We start from the raw sequence: 20,520 nt of genomic DNA, 5'->3' as shown, positions 1-20,520 counted from the left end.
TGATTTCACATCAGCCGTCGTACGGCTGAGAGCGTCCCATATGGCCAGAATCGCTTCGGGTTCAGGTCGTCTGTGGCGATGTTCGAATAGGCTGAACAGGTCTGCCGCAGGACAGAGGGTTTCCTCAACCGATCGCATAGGTTCGTACGACACTGCAGCCTCAAATTGCTCTCTTCGCAGAGAGGAAACACTCATATCGATTCGGAAGGAAATCGGGATATGCAACAGTACGATGTCGTGGTGACCGGAGGGACACCTGCGGGCATCGGTGCAGCTGTCTGCGCCGCTCGATCAGACTTCGACACGCTCCTCGTCACGTACAACGACCACCTCGGTGGCATGATGGCGAGTGGGCTTGGGATGACGGACACATTATTGCATCCCGACAAGGGCCGCTCACCGGTTCTCGACGAGTTCTTCGAGCGGGTCGCGACACACTACCGGGAAGAGTACGGACCCGATTCGCCCCAGTATCGGACCTGTAACGACGGTCTCGCCTTCGAACCCCACGTCGCCGAAGAGGCGTTCGAGGCGCTCGTGGACGCAGAAGCGACGCTCGACGTCGAACGTGAGTGGCACCCGGTCACCGCGGAACGCTCCGGGCGGACCGTCTCGTGCGTCACGTTCGCCGCTTCTCAGGACGACCGGACGACGACAGTGAGCGCCGAAGCCTTCGTCGACGCGACCTACGAGGGTGATCTGGCCGCAACAGCGGGAGTCCCCTATCGGGTCGGTCGCGAGGGCCGCGAGGAGTACGGCGAACGCTTCGCCGGTACCGTGTTCACGGATGCCGACGACGTGACGACGATTGGGGCTGGCAGCACGGGCGAGGGTGACGAGGCCGTCCAGTCGTACAACTACCGCATCTGTCTGAGTAGCGATCCGGACAACATGCGTTACCCGGAGAAACCCGACGGCTATGACCGACGGGAGTACCTCTGGGTACTGCACGACCTCGAGGAGATGCGCGAACTGCTCGACGAACGGGGCGTCGAGGACCCCATGGCGTTCGGACTCTCGGACCGGTCGGCGCCGGAACTCTCGACCGCGATGCGGCGGTGGTACGACCGGGACGAACCCCCCGTCGCCGTCGACGACGACGACCGCTGGGTTCCGCTGACAGACGATGTGTACCGGGGCTCAGATCCCGTCGAAGACGAACTACTGCCGTTGCCGGCCCAGACGCGCCTGCTGGGCCGGACCCCCGAAGGGCTCGCGGGTGATATCCACCTTAACCAGGAGGGCGAGGAGTTCGTCTGGGGGAACCTGCCCAACGACAAGCGGGACATGAACGCGTGCGACCTCGTCGGCGAGTCCCACACCTATCCCGAGGCCGACTGGGAGACGCGCCGCGAGATAGCCCAACGGCACCTTGACTACGCTCTCGGCTTCATCTACTTCCTCCAGAACGACGACGCGGTTCCCGAACGCGCGCGGAGTGAGGCTCAGCAGTGGGGGCTCGCGACCGACGAGTTCGAGGACAACGACAACGAGCCGTTCCAGCTCTACGTCCGCGAGGCTCGCCGTATCGAGGGGCGCGAGACGTTCACGGAACACGACGCCTTCCTCGCCGAGGGGCTCAACCGCGCACCGGTCAACGACGGGTCGGTCGCCATCGCGGAGTTCCCGCTTGACCCCCACGACGTGAAGGCGGTCCGACGCACTGGGACCGCCTCGGACGGGCGATTCTTCCTGACCGAGTCGACCGTCCCGTCCCAGATCGACTACGGGACGATGCTTCCCGAGGGGCTCGACAATCTGTTGGTTCCGGTCGCACTGTCGGCCAGCCATGTCGGGTTCCAGACGGTTCGGCTCGAACCGACGTGGTTCCAACTCGGCGAGGCCGCCGGCGTCGCCGCCGCCCGCGCACTTCGGACGGACGCGCTCCCCGGGACGCTCGACACCGTCGACCTCCAACACGAACTGGCCGAAGCCGGGACGATGCTAACCTACTTCTCGGACGCCGATTCGACCGCCGAGGAGCCGTGGGCCGCTGCCGTTCAGGTCCTCGGCGCGAAGGGCTTCTTCGACGGCTACGCGGCCCGGCCCGGCGACCCCCTCGATACCGCGACGGCAGACGCGTGGGCCGTGGTGACCGCTGACTTCCTCTCCAGCGACGGTGACGCGGCGGAACGAGCCCGCCGACTGCCGACTCCCGAAGAGCGATCCGTCGCCGAACCGGTCGGCAGCGATGGTTTTCTCGCGGTGCTCGCAGACGAACTAGAAACTGACACCGACCCGGCGGCTGCTGCGTCAGAGGTTGGAGTCCCCGACGAGGTGACGCTCACCCGCGGCGAAGCCGCCCAAATCGTCTACAAGATAGTGACCGATCGTCGGGGTATCGACGTCTGAACGTAGCTGAGCCAGAGTCCGGTTAGCGGTTCAGCGTTGTTCGTAGACCCGAGCTTCGTAGGGACGCAGCGCCTCGTCGACAGCAGGAACCGTCTCGTCCGCGTAGTTGCCGATCAGCGCTTCGAACTCGCCTTCGAGGACCGATTCCGGCACGTCGATCGCCGTCGCTTCCTCGTCGAAGTTGAGGGCCACAAGCGCACGTTCGTCGCCGTCGGACCGCAGAAACGCGAAGAGCGATTCGTAGTCGGGGGCCAGCAGCTCGAACTCGCCGTTGACCAGTAGCGAACACTCATTCCTGATATCGATGAGGTCCCGGTAGTAGTGCCAGACCGAGTCGGGGTCCGCTTGGGCGTCGGCGACGTTGACCGTCTCGTAATCGTCGTTGACTCCGAGCCACGGTTCGCCGTCCGTGAAGCCGGCGTGTTCTCCGTCGGTCCACTGGACCGGGGTCCGGGCGTTGTCCCGAGTCCGACGGTTGATGTCCTCCTTGACGTCCTCGAAGCTCGATACCTCGCCACGCTCGATGGCGTGAGCGAGCGTCCGCCGGGTCGCGACGTCTCGGATCCCATCGAGGTCGTCGCACCGTGGGTTTGTCATGCCGATCTCTTCGCCCTGATAGACGAAGGGCGTCCCACGCAGCGTCAAGAGCAGCGTCGCGATGACCTTCGCGGATTCGCGCCGGTACTCGCCGTCGTCGCCGAATCGCGAGACGGCCCGAGGCTGGTCGTGGTTGTTGAAGTACAGCCCCTGCCACTCGTCGTCGGCGAGTCCGGTCTGCCAGCGCTCGATCACCGACTTCAACTCGGGGAGTTCCCACTCGCGCATCTCCCAGCGCAACCCTCCTTCGGCGCGATCGACCTCCACGTGCTCGAAGTTCAGTACCATGCTCAGGCTATCGGTCTCGGAGCCGACGTATGAGCGAGCCTTATCGACGGTGAGGTCGGGCGTCTCACCGATGGTCACTACGTCGTCGTAGGCGTGGACACGTTCACAGAGCGCGCGAAGGTGCTCCTCAACTCGGGGACCGTTGGCGACGACGCTGATTCCGTTCGGGTCCTCCCCCTCGTCCGTGTCCGACAGCCCTTCGGGCTTCGAAATGAGGTTGATCGAGTCCAGTCGGAACCCGTCGACACCCTTCTCCAGCCACCAATCGACGATATCGAAGATCTCCTCGCGCACCGTCGGATTGTCCCAGTTCAGGTCGGCCTGACGCTCGTGGAAGAGGTGGAGGTACGACGCCGCCGCCGTCTCGTCGTACTCCCACGCGGAGCCACCCCACACCGCCTCCCAGTTGTTCGGCGGGGATTCGCCGTCGCTCTCGCGCCAGAAGTAGTAGTCTTGGTAGTCGTCTTCGCCTCGACGGGCGCGCTGGAACCACTCGTGCTCCGTCGAGGTGTGGTTCAGCACCATGTCCATGACGAGGCGCATCCCCCGTTCGTGGAGACCGTCGATCAGGTCCTCCCAGTCGTCTATCGTGCCGAACTCCGTCATGATCGCGCGGTAGTCGCTCACGTCGTAGCCGTTGTCGACGTTGGGTGAGTCGTAGACCGGGCTCAACCAGAGCGCGTCGACGCCCAGTTCCTGGAAGTAGTCCAGTTTCTCAACGATTCCCGGGATATCGCCGATTCCGTCGCCGTCCGTGTCGTTGAAACTGCGCGGATACACCTGGTAGATGACGGCGTCTCGCCACCATGGTCGATCGTCGCTCATACCCCTCCGGTGGACGGTCACCGAAATATAGTTACTGACCGCGGGTCTCGCGGTGGCCTACTACCTCGTTGCCCGCTGGCTGACCGCATCTCGTCTCAGTTCCACTCGTCGGCACCGTCTCGCGCACGGACGAAGAAGTCAGAGCCTCCGAGTTGGCCACCCTTGAGTGCGATCTTCAGCCCGTCGAACCGCTCGGTCGCCGCGTGAGCGGTGCAGATCGGACTCCCCGGTGCGAGCGGGAAGCGCGACCGGAGCGCGTACACGTCGAGGTGGGGCGTGACGTGGCCGCAGGTGTCGCCGCCGGCCACACAGATTCTGTCGAGCGGTTCCGCTTCCAGCAGTTCACGCAACAGTTGGCCCTGCTGTCGCCCGATGTAGCGCCCGACATCCTCGGGGGCGTCGGCCAGTTCGTCGGCGCGAGCCTTCGTCTCCGCGACGGCGTTGTCCCCTGGGCCGAGCGCAGTGTAGACGACGACGCTGTCGCCCGAACGCAGAGCGGACAGGGCCTCGTCGCGGACACGCTCACGCTCGTCGTCGGTCGCTGGATCGACCAGCGCTGCCGTATCGATCCTAACTCCCGTGAACCCCGCCGCCAGCGCAGTCTCGATTTGAGTCTTCGTCACCGGCGACGCGCTGCCTGACACTACGAGCAGCCTGTCGACGGGGTCAAGCGTCTCGAACGTCGGCGTTTCGGCGGCGATTCCGGCGTTCGACCAGTAGTCCGTCACGGCGTACTCGAAGCCCGAGGAGCCGACCGCGAAGGCCATCGATTCGGTCGCTTCCGCGTACTCCTCCCAGACCAGTCGCCCGACCGTCGCCTGATGCTCCTCGTCGAGCGTGTCGAAGAAGACGATGTCGGGGTCGTCCTCGCGTACGTCGGCCAGCGAAGCCTCCGGGTCCGCTTCCAGTCCCAGCACGTCGACCAGTCCCATCGACCTGTCGGTCTGCTCGGCGAGGTGGCGGCGCAGGTCGCTCTCGTCCATCGGCGTCACTGGGTGCTCGCTCATCGTCGGGTGGCGATCCAGCCTGTAGACGCCGTCCTCGTCGGCTGCGAACATGTTGCCGAAGACGACGTAGCGGCCGAGCGCGGGGGCGGCCGGGACGATCGGCACCGACTCCGTCTCGAAGGCGTCGGCCGCGACGTCGATGGCGCGTCCGATGCTGCCGATATCCGGGGCCGAGTCGAACGTCGAGCAGATCTTGTAGTGGATGACCGGCGCCGGCAGTTCGGCGAGTTGCTCGAACGCCGGCGGGAGCGCATCGTTCATCTCCGCGGGCGTCATCGATCGACTGGTCCCCGCGACGCCGACGACCTGCGCGTCCGCGAACTCACGCTCGACCGTGGACGGATTGGGTGGATCGAGGAAGAGGACCGTCTCGACGCCGGCCCGGCTCAGCGCGTCCATCGCGTCCGTCGATCCAGTGATGTCGTCGCCGTAGAAGGCCAGAAGGAGTCCGTGATCGCTCATCGGTGTCGCCTCCATCGACGTGCCGGCCGTCCCGACCGCCGTCGACTGCCGATACGTCTCCGACGAGCAATAGGCGGCGCTTCGTTGATCATCGAGTCGACGATGTCTGCGTCGGAATTTAACCGTTGTGCCGAGCGTGCGGTGGAAAGGTATTTGCTCGATCACTGTCAGTATCGAGGCAAGTGATGGTGTTATCAGACGACCAGCTATCGTCGTTCCGCCGAAACGGGTACGTCAAGATCGAGCAGGCTGTTCCGGACGACCAGTGCGAAGCCGTCGTCGACGCGATCTGGGACTTCCTCGGGAGGTCACCGGACGAACCAGAAGCCTGGTACGGCCCGCCTTCAGGTCTCGACGAACCGGCCCACGGTCAGTACGCGGGAATGGTCAACCTCTATCAGCACCAGGCGCTCTGGGACAACCGCCAGCATTCGGACGTGTACGAGGCGTTCAGCCGGATTCTCGACGAGTCCGATCTCTGGGTGAGTCTCGACCGCTGTAACATGACGCCGCCGAGGCGCGAGGAGTATCCGGAGTACACGTCGTCGTCTGGTCGAGGCGCTGTCGCCACGTCCCCACTCGGTCTATTTCTCCGCGATAGGCGTGGGCCATCATCGAACCGAGTCCCGTACTGTCGTCAACCATTTCGCGGCCGATCTCCCGTTGGTCTGGTGCTGTTGGGTCGAACTCGTCGTTACTCGAATCGGTCATAGAGGAGAGACATCTCCTCGTTCCATAAGTAGTTATAGTGACGGCGTAATCTGAGTGTCATGTGCTGGAGACCATCGAACAGTACACATGCGCTACTTAGTGAAGTCGGCTACTCGCCTCCGCGCCGACGAGCCCCTCATCGACGTCTCGACCAAGTCGCTCCGCGATTGGATTAGCGAGGCGCGGGAGGAACTCGCGGCCGATCTTGAGGACGATCAATGGCACGACCTCGGGATGCACGACCTCCGACGAACGAGAGCATAGACACCAAGAGCTAGAACTCGTCTCCAGTAGACCCGACCTCATCCAGTTGGTCGTACATCTCATCTGGGAAGGGGAGACTTCCCCAGATGGAGTATGGACACTGGTCCTGTCCGATGCAGTACCGCTGCATATCGTCGTTGTCGCAGTTCATCGGAAGCGGGGTGTCGCCACCGATCGTATTCGAGAACTCGTAGCGAATCTGGTAGTCGGTAACCTGTTCGTCGTACCAGGACCACCGCGAGAAGACGTCCTTGAGGTCTGCGACAATCGTTTCGAGGTCGCTGTCCTGATACTGTGGCAGCCACATTACCATCCGGACGGAGTTGTACAGGTCCTTTCGGACTGGTTTCTTTTCGTGGAGGCGTTCGGCCATGTTCGCCATGCAGGGGAGTTCAAATAGATCCTCGAGTGACTCGACAGTGAGGGGCTGGACGCCACGCGCAGACTCCTGAATCCGATACTGGTTCGTATTTCCGTGCTGCCGAATAGCCAGGCTCCGATGGTCGCGCTGGGATGCAAGGAGATTCCCGAGACTCCGGGGACTCGAGATGCGATTACACACGTCTCGCTTCCAGTCTGCTTTCGGGTCGTACGCATCCACTGCTTCAAACAGCTCCTTTGCTGAGTGGAAATCTCTCAGCGAGACAACCTCATCCGGGGCGTCTCGAATTGCATCCCGTAGCACACGGATGGTCCGTTCACCAGGGTTCCAGTCTCGCCAGATTCGCTCGTGGTGTCCTGTCTCGATGAAGCGGTCAATACGCTCTGTGATGGCCGACTCATTCGTCGTCAGCCACGTCAGCTGGTCTTCGGACAGGTTCTCCTCTTGGACCCGTAGGAGCTTCTTGAACGCGCGTCTGGCGTACTCGCGATACTTCGCATCGAAATCTCCGACTGGCACGTAGAGGCGGTTGTTCTTGACGCGAGTGAGCAGTTCTCCGGCCTCTCCAGTCTCAGTGTCGGCATGAACGAGACAGTCTCTCGACGCCGCAGCCACCGGGATTTCGAGATATAACCCCTCGCCCAACACCGGCATCTCCTTGATCCCTGTACAAACGCGGCCAGGGTGCGGACCGTCTTCTCCGGGGTCTTTTGCGTACAGTACCTCTGCAATATCTTGTTGGAGGTTCGCGTCACCGAATTCTCGAAGGAGAGAGGCGAGATTGTTGACGTAGAGCTCGCGAATATCGTAGAGGATCTGCACCTTCCGCGGTGGGGCGTGCTCGAACTTCGGGTGTGCCTTGATGCAGATCGGAACAACTACACATATACAATAAATTATATCCGCCATGTTTGATGAATATCCATTTCCTATTTTCATCAGGATCGGTTGCGTAAGGGAGAGAAAAGGGAACATTTCCGCGTTCTATCCTAATATTGTAATATAGCCGGTGGCATTCAAAAATGACTTCCTATATTCCCATATACATGTTATTTTAGGGGTGAGTGCTGCTACTTATGAGGTACTCGGAGGAAATTCCGAGTACCTGTCCTCCGGTCTACATAATCCATGGTTTTCGTAGATACAATAAAAATTGTACGCATACACCACTTCACAACGCGACATCTGTCTATGGAATGATTCATTCCACTATGAGAGTGTACTGCCGGTGGGCACAGCGTTAATGACGCGTAGCCGAGATACGCTGCACTGTATCCACCAGATGCTCGACACCGAAGAACTGCAGTTCGGCTCTCTGTATCTCTCTCGGTTCGCTGGCAGCCTTGGGGTTCATGACCGTACTTACGTTGCTGCCAACGTTCATCGATACCTTGGGCGTGACAGGGGTGACTATCGGGCTGTTCGTGACGGCCCTCAAAGTCGCTCGAACGGTCGGAATCGTTCCCTTGGCGTGGGCTGGTGACCGATACCGGAAATCGTCATCATGGCGGTTCCGGACGACCTCATCGGACCGGTCTCCGAGGACGTTGTCCCGAACCTCGACAGCGGCAGTATGGTCGTTTTGCTGGACCCGGCAGCTGCGTACGCTGGCTCCCTCAGCGAACGTGACGATATCTCCTATTTCATCACCCATCCGTCTCACCCGTCGATCATCGAGACGAAATCCGACCTGAACGATAAGAATCCGGATTGGTTCGGAGGACAGGAACGAAATGAGCAGGACATCGTGTGCACCCTCCATCAGGGACCAGAGGAGGATTACGAAAGAGGGGAAGTCATCGCACGAGATATCTACGGACCCGTCCGTCGTGCGCACGAGTTGACGACGGAACGGATGGCCATACTGGGGCCCGCTCTCGTCGAGATGGTCCTCGGCGTGTGTCTGTACACTATTCGAGAGGCGTACGAGCATGCCGTCGAAATGGGTGTTCCGACCAAGCGGCGAGGGACTTCTTGTTCGGTCACCTCAGAGTCAAACTGGGTATCGTATTCGGATTCGCCGACTTCCCCCTTTTCCGACGGTGCGCGGAAGGCTATCGAAGAGACAAAGGACGAAATCATCGTCTTGGAAGGAGCGAGTGTTCTCCGAAGCGACGCTACGTGAGATGACGGCAGATATAGCTCAATAAGGAATTAGCTGGATTTGACAAATTCTCAAGGATTTATTGGATTTCTTTCTCGCTAATCGTAGGAATAGATTGCTATCGGCTCATGAGTGAGTTACGGCACAAACAGTCACACTGGAAGTACTGCTACCCAGACAGTGCTTTGTGACCGCGAGGTTCTGGGTACTGTCCGAGTTTCTACAGTCAGCTACCTGTTCGATTTCCGCTCCTGATCAGGGTGATCGGTGATGAACACACTCGTGTTGTCTGGGACATCGTCAGTCACCCAGGAGTTTGCACCGATGCTCACATGGTCGCCAATCTCCACCGGCCCAAGTACGTTGCTTCCGGCGCCGATGACGACGTGGTCGCCGATGTCGGGATGGCGCTTGTAGTCCTTCGCCAGCATGTGGTCCTCGCCCTCCTCCTCCTCGAAATGGAGGGCCCCGAGAGTGACGTTCTGGTAGATTCGGACCCAGTCACCGACTGTCGCCGTCTCGCCGATGACGACCCCGGTCCCGTGATCGACGAAGAAATACTCGCCGACCTCCGCACCTGGATGGATGTCGATTCCCGTCTCAACCTTCGAGTACTCAGCGAGTTCGCGAGCGTACTCAAAACAGTCCTCCTCGTAGAGAATGTGCGCCACCCGGTGAGTCAAGATGGCGTGAAAACCGGGATACGACCGAATGATCTCACAGTAGCTCTTTGCCGCGGGATCACCCTTGTACGCGGCCTCGACATCCTTCTTGAGGGTACGTCGAATCGCGGGCAACCGGTCGAGCGTCCTGTCGACGGTTGCGGTCAAATCGTCCGCGTCGTGACCCGAATAGGCTGTGATGGCCTTGTGCATGCAGATACCAAGCTCGGTTAGGCGGGCACGAGTTTCGTCGGGATCGTCCAGCAGCTCAGTCGCGTTCCAGCACCGCGGGAACAGGAGCTGTTTGAGGAGGGGTGGTTCGTCACGCAGAAAATCGCGGCGAGGATAGTCCCTTGAGGTGTCCGTCGGAAAGGGCGATTCATCTGCTCGATAGGCCTCGACGAGTTCTCTGTGGGCATTGCCGGTGTACTCGTATCCCATTCGTGTTGGTGTTGATGCTGTGGGTAAAATTAGTTCTTCTACTTTGCATCCATACAACGCCTTCAATTCCTTTGATATACTACCTGTTCCGTGATTGCGTGTTGTGTCGATGCCCCTTGATCTCTCGGTAACGCTGCGCTGAGCATATCCTCTCTATTCAGCACGACGGTCATAACAATAACAGGAGTGAAAGTTACGCTCGTCACCGGGGAGTGCAAGTACATAATCCAGGAAATGCACAAGGGCGATCTCGCTGATCTGAAGCCTGGTGCAGGACGCGCGGATTGGACGCCTCAGACTGGGTGAGCCTGAGTGGTGGACTGTTTTTGACGATGATGAGACTCAGAGAAGAGCCGGCCTGTCTCTATCTCTCCACGCAAGAACGAAGCTGTTCGTTCACTCAAGCAGTGATTGCTGAAGCTGCTGGGACGTCGCCTGTAACGCTCCGCTCGCGACGTGACGAGCTGAAGCAGATGCTTTCCCAGTAGGCTCTCCGTTCTAATATAGCCGACTGAGACACCCCCGACTCAAGGTATAAACTATCGGCTCTAGATGTCCCTCTTCGTGATTTAGGGTGTACTTTTGCGTTCGTCGATATCTCGCACGTCTGAGCTACCGCGTTGCGAGAGCTTACCTCCCTCAAGAACCGATCACAGTTGCTTGCTTCCGGCTTTGCCCGAACCGGATTCAAATCTCTTCATTCCTTCTATGACACCCTCAAAAGAGGGAGGAAAGGCAACGATTTCCGCTTTGAAGAGGTGCTACACAAGGTAAGCGTCAAGCCACCTGAATCGGAGAATGACTCGACGTCCCAGTCCGTTATCCGTAGATCGGGAACTCTTCGCAGAGACGTTCGACCGTCGAAGCCACTCGACTGTGAACATCCTCGTCTTCAGGATTATCAAGCACATCTACCATCTGGTCGGCAACGATCTCAATCTCGCCTTTCTCGAACCCGCGGGTCGTGAGCGCCGGCGATCCGACGCGGATTCCGCTAGTCACCATCGGTGACCGTGTCTCACCGGGTACAGTGTTCTTGTTGACGATGATGCCGACGTCGGATAGCAGTTCCTCGGCCTCCTTCCCAGTAATGTCAGGATATGACTTACGGAGGTCCACGAGCACGAGATGCTTATCCGTTCCACCGCTCACGAGCGAGAGCCCTCGGTCGTTGAACACGTCGGCGAGCGTCTTCGCGTTTGCCACCATCTGTTCGGCGTAGTCCGCGAACTCGTCAGTGTTGGCTTCCGCGAACCCTGCGGCTTTACCGGCCACGTTGTGCATCAACGGTCCCCCTTGAGCGCCGGGGAACACTGCGGAGTCGATATCGTCCGCAAACTCCTCTTCGCACATGATAATACCGCCGCGGCCGGCTCGGATCGTCTTGTGAGTGCTTCCAGTGACGAACTCTGCGTGCTCAACGGGCGACCGGTGAACGCCGGCAGCGATGAGTCCGGTTACGTGAGCGATATCCGCCAGGTGATGCGCGTCGATCGAGTCCGCGATATCGCCGATCCGTTCGTACTCGAACTCGCGCGGGTAGGCAGAGGAGCCGCTGACGATGAGGTCCGGCTCGAACTCGCGCGCGTGGTTCTCCAGTTCGTCGTAATCTATGTATCCCGTCTCCGGGTCGACCTCGTACTGTTCGACATCGTACAACTGCCCGGAGAAGTTGACGTTGTGACCGTGAGAGAGATGCCCGCCGTGGGAGAGCGACAGCGAGAGGATCTTGTCGCCCGGGTTGAGCACCGAGAAGTAGACGCCCATGTTGGCCTGCGTGCCGCTGTGTGGCTGCACGTTGACGTGATCGGCCCCAAAGAGTTCCGTCGCTCGCTCGATAGCGAGTTCCTCGACGGTGTCGACGTGCTGACACCCACCGTAGTATCTGTTTCCGGGGTAACCCTCGGCGTACTTGTTGGTGAGTACGCTCCCCTGCGCCTCGAGTACGGCGTTTGAGACGTGATTTTCGGAGGCGATCATCCCCAGCGTCGATTCCTGTCGTTCCCGCTCGAGGTCGATGGCCTCGGCGGTGTCAGGATCTATCTCGTCGAGCGACTGCTTGAACGCCATACCTATGCATCTATTATGATGGGTAAGTATCTTACGCGGAGTAAGCATTCAACCTCGAACGGTTTGGTATTTGATAGAATATGGGTCAAAAGGCGGATATCGGCGACTAGCACGTGAGGCGACACTCCAGATGACGAAACTCAGAAGGTTCGCAGACTACACAACCCAAGACGTCTCACCAATACTTCTATTCCATCTGGTGCAGTACGGCCGTGTATGTGCCAATACTGCAGTTATCGTTATCACGATGGTTGGACGCGACTGTTACAGTACGACGACGTCTATCAGAACACCACCGGCAGAGAATCGAAATCGACGTACGGATTCCACGAATCGTGGAACGAACTTCGAGAGCAGATCGACTACGGTGTGCCCTAACGACTAAACGTGCAACACGGCGATACGCCCGCGAGGTCCAAACGACACAGAAGAAGTCGATACATTGCATTCGGGAACACCGGCGTGGGGGCCGAACGTTTCCTGAGTGAGTTTATTGACTGCGCCGGCTGCGAAGTGCATTGGGAGAATAGTACTCCCTCGCTGATACGCTCTGTCACCTGCGCCTTAACGACGATATCACCGCGGCAGGAGTGGACACGGACGTAGTCGCCGTCGTCAACACCATAGTGCTCGGCCGTCGACGGATGGACCTCGCTGAAGCTCTCGCCGACGTGGGTCATCAGTCCCTCACCCCGGTCGGTAGATCGCGCACGTTCGGAGGCGTTGAACCACTGTGCACCGTCGACCCTCACGAGAATGCCTCGGCGTTGAGCGAACTGGCAGCTATTCGGGTTCCGCGATTGGAGATCCCAGAAAGACGGAAACGATCACTGACGACGGTCTTGATGAATAGACGGATCCTTTTTCGGGCAGAACACTGAACTGAAGTTCGATCGACCGATGGCTGTTTCAGACCGTCACTGTGATCTGAGACCCGCTTAGCTGTCTTGTGGGGACGATCGCCATAAGTCGCTGATCGCACGCCTCTGAGCGTCGGTGTTCTTGAGACGGAGAAGAGACGAGAAATGGGGGGCCGAGGAACGCTTTGCCTCTGCGTCAGTCGAGCAGTGGTTCCTCGCGAACGGTGGCGTCGTAGCGCTCACCCTCGTACAGGATTTCGACGTCCGTCCCGGGCTCCGCGTACTCCGGGGGAAGATACGTGTAAACGACACAGGCGCCGACGGTGTAGCCGTACTCGGCGCTGTGAACGTATCCGATAGGTTCGTCGCCGTCCATCACCGGCCGGTCGGCTAGTACGACCGCCTCCTCGTCGTCAAGCGTCAGACAAGCAACCTTGTGATCGATATTGTCACCCTTAGCCGCTGCTTCGACGGCCTCCTTGCCGATGAAGTCGGTATCAAGGTCAACGGCCCAGCCGAGACCCGCTTCGTAAGGATTGTGCTCGGTGTGGAGGTCCTCACCCCATAGCCGGAACCCCTTCTCGATACGCAGAATGTCGAGAGCACCGTTGCCGTACGGCCGAATGTCGAACTCCTCGCCCGCCTCAAGCACGTGTTCCCAGAGCCGTTCGCCGTACTCCGACGGCGTGTAGAGTTCCCACCCGAGTTCTCCGGCGTAAGAGACGCGAAGCGCGGTCACGGGCACGTTCTTCACGTAGAACTGTTGGCTCGTGAAGAACGGGAACGCCTCGTCTGAGAGATCGACATCGGCAATCTTCGAGAGTACCTTCCGGGCGTTCGGTCCGGTACAGACCATCGCGGCTAGACTGGAGGTAACGTCGTTGACGATGATACCCTCTGGAGCCCGTTCGCGGACCCACGCGACATGGTTGTTGCCGACCTCGCGACCGGTTGTCAATAGTAGATATCGGTCTTCACTGATACGAGTCACAGTGATGTCCGCACGCACGCCGCCTCCCTCGTTACACATGAGGGTGTAGCGCACATCGCCGACGTTGAGGTCCATGTCGTTTGTACAGAGCTGCTGGACGAACTCGCCAGCATCGCTCCCGACGACCTCCATCTTGTTGAACGAGGTCATGTCGTGGAGGCCAACATTTTCGCGGACGTTCAGTGCCTCCGCGCCCTCGATGGGTGACCAGTACTTCGCCTCCCACCCTTCGCGGTCGGGGATCCGGTCACCGTACTTCGCTAGGAGGTCGGCGTTAGACTCAAACCACTGTGGTTCTTCCCACCCCGCCTCGGCCCACAGCTCCGCGTCGAGTTCCTTGTGGCTGTGGTACATAGGGGTCCGCCGGATGTCCCGTTGTTTGTCCGTCCACACCCACTTGGGGTGCATGATATTGTAGACGATACGGTACTCCTCGCCGCCGATATCACGCGCGAAGTCCCAGCTCCCTTCGTGGGCGTCGAACCGATTGACGTCCGCGTGGGCGAGGTCAATCGGCCTATCGTCAAGGCGGGGAACGCCGCGTTCCATCCACTCGGCGAGCGCCTTCCCGGCACCGCCGGCGTGAGTAACCCAGATGCCTGCGGCCGTCCAGAGTCCGTCGTACCCCTCGACCGGCCCCATCACGGGCAGGCCGTTGGGCGTCTCCGAGAACATCCCGTTGTACTTGTGTTCGAGCTCCTTTCCGGCCGTAACAGGGAGGAGTTCGTCGCTGGCCCGCCGAGGGGCCTTGTCCGGCCGGTCTGGATGGGTCGCGTTCTCCATGTGGTACTCGGTGAACTCGTGGACCGACCCCTGCTCGCCATCCGAGTCATTGCCACCCAACCCCTCGGGATCCGGAACAATCGGTTCGTGGTTGTACGAACCGATACCATACGCGTCCCCGTGAGTCCGATAGTACATAGCGTTGTCCTGATCTCGGAGGATGGGACGATCGGGACCGACGAGGAGACGCTTCGCCTTTTCGCCGGAGACGTTGCGGTAGTTCTCGAACAACGGGTGGTCGGTGATGTCGACCGCACTGTCGGCGAGTTCGCCGAGTGGTTCAGTTACCGTGTACTGATGCTCGACCGGCGTCACTGGGAGGTGGACGTCAAGCTCCTCGCCCAACTGTCGAGCCCAGATGTTGGTCGCAACCACGACCTCGTCACAGTCTATGGTGCCCTTCTCGGTAGCAACCGCCTGCACCGCGCCGTCCTCGAACTCGACGTCCTCGATTCGAGTGTGCGGAACGAACTGGGCACCTCGTTCCATCGCCTCCCGGGCCAGTGCGTCGCACGCAACGACGCCTGAGACTTGCCCGTCGGTCGGCGAATAGTAGCCGCCCAGAATCTCGTCCTCGTCCACGAGCGGGAGACGCTCGCTTACCTCCTCCGGCGAGAGGATCTGCGGGTCCTCGATTCCCCACGCGAGGCCGTTCTCGACGCGGCGTTCGAGGAAGTCCATTCGTTCTTCTGAGCGGGCGACCTCGATGCCACCGACTTCGTTGTACGCCTGTCGGCCGTCAGCACCCTCAAGGTCGGAGTACAGCCGCCGGCTGTAGTCCGCGAATTTGGTGAGGATCTTCTCCTCGGCGGTTTGGAACATGATACCGGGCGCGTGCGTTGAGGACCCCCCGGTTGTCGGCATTGGCCCCTGGTCTACGACCACTACGTCGTCACGGCCAAGTTGGGTCAGCTGATACGCGAGATTACAGCCGACGATACCGGCACCGACGATGACGGTGCCTGCCTCGGTTGGTAAGTTGTCGGTTGGATTCATCAATCTGCGTTATGGGTGCCTGTGGCGTGTAAATATAGCTAACGCCTTTATAAACTTCATTTGCAATCGGTAACTCTAGTGTCATGTAGAGTTTTGTCACTTAGTGGTTCGGCGGAGGCCGAAGAGGCGTCGGCGGTGTCGGCCATGATCCCCAGACGGTGTCAACGGAGTCGCCTTCCAGATCCGTTGCCGAACTTGACTCTCTCTATCAGAGTAACTGTATTATTTTAGGAGGTATTCTTCGATCACCCCCAAGTGTGTTCTGATGGGCAGGTCGAATCTGCTGGGGACGGCGAGGAGTCGGTCTGGTGGCAGAAATGAGGGCAACAGGACTCCCTCGCCGTTGGCAATGGTGGTCACTAGTGGGTCGTTGGTTTCGTCATGCGGTACAGTACAGGGCCCTTAGTCCGCCTTGGCAGGTATGAGGTGCATGTCGCGACCTTTCCGGAGATACCAACTTATGGGCCGGTCAAGACTCTCAGCATCGGGTAGACCACCGGTGGTCTTAGACGACTTACGAGGAAGGTCGTTACTCCCTCGTAAGCGGAACGTCACAATCGTCGGAACGACCCGCATCTCGGGGGAGAGAGGTCTCAGAGGATGGCGACATTAAGACGGTCAGCACCGACTGGGTGACAACGACCGGGGATCGCCCAGTTGTGGTTCCACGACTATTTCGAGCATCGGTACAGAGTAACGAGACACACATTCTCGCGCGCTTCTTAACTGATTCCGGGCGCTAGGTGGCCCATGACCGAAAATCGGATATCGCCCGGCCCCGCCGCCTCCTCCGCCTTCCAGTACGGCATGATAGCCGGCGCCGTCCTCGGCCTCACGAGTGTCGGACTCCTGTATCGGTCGGGACATCTCACCCCCGCCGTGATCGGATATGTGCTACTCGCCTTGTTTCCGACGTATTTGGTGATAGTCGCCACACTGCTCAGCAAGTGGCTCGGCTACGACAGAGATGGCACGTCGCTACGGCCGGTGTACCGGGACCGGACAGAATAGCGGGAACGTCGGAACGCGATGAACGGTTGCCGGTATCTCTACAGACGGACGTTGGGTCTCCGCCTCTGTGCGAGGCGCCGACGGAGATAGCCGACGTCACTTTTCGTCCTGAGATTCCACGATGGTTGCGCGGATGAGATTCTGCATCCCCCGACGCAGTCTACCGCTCATCGCCGTTGACGATAGTCCCATTTCGTCGGCGACGTCAATTAGCGACATATCTCGCGGTTCTTGAAAGTATCCCTTCTCATAGGCAGTCAATAACGCAGCCCGTTGTTCGGGGGTAAGTCCGTAGGAATTGTCACTCTCCTCACTCATGCTTTCGCTTCCGTAGATATCGATAATATTAAGCGAGATGTCGTTCTCCCTGGCGTACTGCCAGACGGTATTAAGCGCATCTTTGTCGGGTAAGAGGAGTTGGACGAGCCACCCCCTCCCTTTCGTCTCGGTGTAGGTGAGGAATCCGTTCACGTCCGTCACGGCGGTACTGATGAGCTTCGTCTCGGGTGTATGTTCGATGTAGTAGATCCCTCTCCGGTCGCCCCAACTTACGAGTTCGTAGCGCTCAACCGTCAGGTCGTCCTCGAACGCACGCTCAAGTTCATCGCGATCGTCGTAGTCGATGAGAAACGGGAAGAGAGTCGTCCCGGGGCTCGTGGTCCCCTGCGTAATGACTCTAATCGATATATCGTCGAGTGTACGAAGCGTAGGGACGAGCGCGAGCTTGTCGTGCGTGATATGGATTTTAGCCGTTACTGTCATCGGTCACTCTGAGTCTCCAAACTCGATGTCGGCGACAGTACCGTCGGTGAACGAGACATCACCGTTGAGAGGCCCTGATCAATCGTACGCCACACATTAATACTATCACACGTGATCACCCACGTTTACATGCGCTTTCTTGTTAAGCTTTACCATCCACGACAACTAGAATCAGGAACACGAATATCTGAGCGAACGACTTCTCTGCCGCGCTCTCGAGAGCACCGCCGAACGCTGCCAGAGAACTCAATATCGATAGAGGTGGACAATTGTCATCAATTTCAATACACAACCTGTCAAAATAAACGCCAGTAGATATACGCATTAAGAAATAAGAACGAACGGGGTCAAGACACGACTGAGATGACTAAACTAACCGAATTCGACGAACGTTCACAGGATAGAACCGAGATATGTTTCTACCTGCCGGCGGTCACAGCTTCTCCGGACATCGACAGATTGGGGAGCGTCCTCGACGAACTATTCGAATCTCACGGCGTCGTGCGGATCCCTCATACCTATAACAAGTAACGCTTCGGCGTCAGGGACTAAACTCACGGCCACGGTCCGACCGTACTATCTCGAGTTCCACCGACGTTAACTCCCTCTTTTCGGTGAGAACACCTCGATACCCTCTGTGGCTACATATTCCCTCCTGCCGCTAGTGACGTCAACGTCCGAGCGCACGAACCTCCGTAGAGAGGTTCGTACTGAGGTTGCGAGGGAGACACCCTCACGCACGATCAGCGGAATAGGAGCCCACGTTAGTATTACAATGCTACTGCTGTCATCCCCTCCAGTTGGTAACGGTTTATTGTCATTAATACGTTGTCAGTAAGTAGGCAAACGCGTCCCTAGATATTGACACGGGTATCGGAGGTCACCGAGATACCACAACCCATCAAAAAACTTACTTGATGTGGTTGCTCAGAATGGGGGTAGTCGTTCGCTGGTCGATCACGAAACAGAGCAGAGAGTGCTACTTCTATCACTAGGCTCACATTCGTCCGTGAGGATGACGGCGTTCCACCGTACTACGCCGACGACTAGTACACGCGCACGGACGCTGCGCGGCGAATCACGACGTGATCGAGATATTCGTCGTGCGCGGCCGGCCAGATCGTTCGTTCGGTACGGCGGCGCAGAGACGAATCAGTAGGGCAGCCCCCGTTCGGTCAGGGGAGGTTGACCTCCACACCCGACTGAAGGCTCGCGGCCTTGACCGTGTTGTACATCAGCATCGCGATGGTCATCGGCCCGACACCGCCAGGCACCGGCGTGATGGCGCTCGCTCGCTCCTTCGCGCTCTTAAAGTCAACATCGCCGACGAGTTCGTACCCTTTCTCAGAATCAGCGTCGATGCGATTGACTCCGACGTCGATCACGACACTTCCCTCGGAAATCATATCGCCGGTGATCATCTCAGGGACGCCTGCGGCGGCGACTACGATGTCCGATCTGCGGAGCTTCTCGGTCAGGTCGTCGGTGTGGGAGTGACAGACGGTCGTCGTCGCGTTGCCGCCGGCCGCCTTCTGGATCAACAGGTTGGCCATCGGTTTTCCGACGATATCCGATCTGCCGACGACGACCGCGTCCTTTCCCTCGGTATCGACGCCGGCCGCCGCCAGCAGTTTCTGTACGCCGTGAGGCGTACACGGTTTGAATCGGGGGTTTCCGGCGACCAAGCGGCCGACGTTCTCGGGGTGGAACCCGTCCACGTCCTTCATTGGGTCGATACGTTCCAGCACGGCGCGCGAATCAACGTGATTCGGAACCGGCATCTGGACGAGGATGCCGTGAACCGTGGGATCCTCATTCAGGTCGTCGATTCGATCGAACAGCGCCTCGGCCGGCCGGTCAGAGTCGAGTTCTTCGTGGATCCCCTCGATTCCGGTTTCCTCGCACGCCCGCTGTTTCATCGAGACGTACGTCTCACTGGCCCCGTCGTCGCTCATCAGCACCGTCGCCAGCCCTGGGGTCACTCCCTCGTCTGTGAGTCGGTTCGCACAGTTCGATACGTCAGCTCGGATCCGCTCCGCGATCTCCTTTCCGTCGATTATCGTGGTCATGGTAGGTTGTACCGCCGTTGCCGACGTTCTAATCGTAGGAGTACGCCGCGTCGCCGTCGACCAATAGCGCGGCAACGCGCCGGTGAACGTCAGGTTAGGCAAGGTCTCTTTCCTACTCTTCATCCTCGCAGTATAGGCACATACGGGTCATATTCCACCTTTTGAAGACGAGGCGATCGGACAACCGGGGGTCACCCGCCGTGGGATCTCACGCTAGCACGGTCGAGGGTACTCGATGATCCTCATCGTCGACAACTACAACTCGTTCGCGTATAACCTCGTCCAGTACGTCGGCGAGCTTGCCGACGTCGCGGTCCGCCGCAACGACACTATCGACATCGCCGGGATTCGAGACCATGATCCGGACAGTATCATCGTCTCTCCCGGCCCGGAACCCCCGCCGACGCCGGCATCTCGGTCGACGTTTTCGCAGAGACGGCGTATCCCACGCTCGGCGTGTGTCTGAGCCACCAGGCGCTGTGTGCGGCACACGGCGCGCCAGTCGTCCCCGCGCCGGAGGGTCGTTCGGGAAGACGTCGGAGACCCGCCACGACGGATCGAGTCTGTACGATGGCGTGAGCGATCCGTTCAAGGTCGACCGATATCACTCACTAGCGGTCGACGAGGCCGACCTGCCCGCCGAACTCGTCAGGACGGCCTACACCAACGACGAGCGGGGCGTCATGATGGGCATCCGCCATGCGAACCGACGCCATTACGGCGTCCAATTCCACCCGGAGAGCATTCTTACTCAAGCGGGCAAACGCATCGTGGAAAACTTCTGTACGTCCATTGCCGAGTGACGCCCGGTTGTGTTCCACAACCTATCTATCAACTGTTAGGATGTGTCGCATTCGAGAAACAGCGGTCGGTTTTAACGGGA

The 20,520-nt window shown here is 59.4% G+C and carries 12 protein-coding genes and 3 pseudogenes; 5 read left to right on the top strand and 10 right to left on the bottom strand.

Going from position 1 to position 20,520, the window contains the following annotated elements:
* Positions 1-219 precede the first annotated feature (219 nt).
* Positions 220-2,352, top strand: a complete 2,133-nt coding sequence (locus tag ACFQEV_RS08105; protein ID WP_379694648.1) for an FAD-dependent oxidoreductase — start codon at positions 220-222, stop codon at positions 2,350-2,352.
* A gap of 30 nt (positions 2,353-2,382) precedes the next feature.
* Here ACFQEV_RS08105 and ACFQEV_RS08100 read toward each other — a convergent pair whose 3' ends face one another.
* The 3 genes and pseudogenes from ACFQEV_RS08100 to ACFQEV_RS08090 all read right to left on the bottom strand — a co-directional run.
* Entirely contained in the window at positions 2,383-4,062 is a 1,680-nt protein-coding gene (locus tag ACFQEV_RS08100; protein ID WP_379694646.1) for a glycoside hydrolase family 13 protein, read from the bottom strand.
* Between the two features lie 95 nt (positions 4,063-4,157).
* Positions 4,158-5,531, bottom strand: coding sequence for a four-carbon acid sugar kinase family protein (locus ACFQEV_RS08095; RefSeq protein ID WP_379694643.1), 1,374 nt, complete (start codon positions 5,529-5,531; stop codon positions 4,158-4,160).
* Positions 5,532-6,011: 480 nt separating this feature from the next.
* Positions 6,012-6,242, bottom strand: a pseudogene (locus ACFQEV_RS08090) (DUF2270 domain-containing protein); the annotation flags it as partial.
* 87 nt (positions 6,243-6,329) lie between these two features.
* Here ACFQEV_RS08090 and ACFQEV_RS08085 point away from each other — a divergent pair.
* A complete protein-coding gene (locus ACFQEV_RS08085) occupies positions 6,330-6,506 on the top strand; it encodes a hypothetical protein (protein ID WP_379694641.1) in 177 nt (58 codons plus the stop codon).
* A 10-nt stretch (positions 6,507-6,516) separates the two neighbouring features.
* On the opposite strand, the pseudogene ACFQEV_RS08080 reads toward ACFQEV_RS08085, so the two are convergent.
* A pseudogene (locus ACFQEV_RS08080) lies at positions 6,517-7,767 on the bottom strand (primase-associated protein); the annotation flags it as partial.
* Positions 7,768-8,392: 625 nt separating this feature from the next.
* Here ACFQEV_RS08080 and ACFQEV_RS08075 point away from each other — a divergent pair.
* Positions 8,393-9,013 (top strand): phosphogluconate dehydrogenase C-terminal domain-containing protein, encoded by a 621-nt coding sequence (locus tag ACFQEV_RS08075; RefSeq protein ID WP_379694640.1) that lies wholly within the window; start codon positions 8,393-8,395, stop codon positions 9,011-9,013.
* A 209-nt stretch (positions 9,014-9,222) separates the two neighbouring features.
* Here the strand turns inward: ACFQEV_RS08075 and epsC are convergent, their stop codons facing one another.
* The 4 genes from epsC to ACFQEV_RS08055 form a co-directional block, all read right to left on the bottom strand.
* The gene (gene epsC, locus ACFQEV_RS08070; protein ID WP_379694638.1) at positions 9,223-10,095 is read right to left on the bottom strand and encodes a serine O-acetyltransferase EpsC; all 873 of its coding nucleotides are present in this window, start codon (positions 10,093-10,095) and stop codon (positions 9,223-9,225) included.
* 819 nt (positions 10,096-10,914) lie between these two features.
* Positions 10,915-12,165, bottom strand: a complete 1,251-nt coding sequence (locus ACFQEV_RS08065; protein ID WP_379694635.1) for a serine hydroxymethyltransferase — start codon at positions 12,163-12,165, stop codon at positions 10,915-10,917.
* Positions 12,166-12,539: 374 nt separating this feature from the next.
* Positions 12,540-12,845 (bottom strand): molybdopterin dinucleotide binding domain-containing protein, encoded by a 306-nt coding sequence (locus tag ACFQEV_RS08060; RefSeq protein ID WP_379694633.1) that lies wholly within the window; start codon positions 12,843-12,845, stop codon positions 12,540-12,542.
* Between the two features lie 376 nt (positions 12,846-13,221).
* A complete protein-coding gene (locus ACFQEV_RS08055; protein WP_379694631.1) occupies positions 13,222-15,795 on the bottom strand; it encodes a GcvT family protein in 2,574 nt (857 codons plus the stop codon).
* A 750-nt stretch (positions 15,796-16,545) separates the two neighbouring features.
* On the opposite strand from ACFQEV_RS08055, the gene ACFQEV_RS08050 reads away from it, so the two are divergent.
* Entirely contained in the window at positions 16,546-16,806 is a 261-nt protein-coding gene (locus ACFQEV_RS08050) for a hypothetical protein (protein WP_379694628.1), read from the top strand.
* A 96-nt stretch (positions 16,807-16,902) separates the two neighbouring features.
* Here the strand turns inward: ACFQEV_RS08050 and ACFQEV_RS08045 are convergent, their stop codons facing one another.
* Entirely contained in the window at positions 16,903-17,568 is a 666-nt protein-coding gene (locus tag ACFQEV_RS08045) for a helix-turn-helix domain-containing protein (RefSeq protein ID WP_379694624.1), read from the bottom strand.
* Between the two features lie 1,175 nt (positions 17,569-18,743).
* Positions 18,744-19,637, bottom strand: a complete 894-nt coding sequence (locus ACFQEV_RS08040) for a bifunctional methylenetetrahydrofolate dehydrogenase/methenyltetrahydrofolate cyclohydrolase (RefSeq protein WP_379695225.1) — start codon at positions 19,635-19,637, stop codon at positions 18,744-18,746.
* A gap of 235 nt (positions 19,638-19,872) precedes the next feature.
* On the opposite strand from ACFQEV_RS08040, the pseudogene ACFQEV_RS08035 reads away from it, so the two are divergent.
* Positions 19,873-20,440: pseudogene (locus ACFQEV_RS08035) on the top strand (anthranilate synthase component II).
* Positions 20,441-20,520: the final 80 nt, after the last annotated feature.

The sequence above is a fragment of the Halopelagius fulvigenes genome, assembly GCF_042662625.1.
Classification (GTDB): domain Archaea; phylum Halobacteriota; class Halobacteria; order Halobacteriales; family Haloferacaceae; genus Halopelagius; species Halopelagius fulvigenes.
This window is presented reverse-complemented; position numbering and strand designations above follow the sequence as displayed.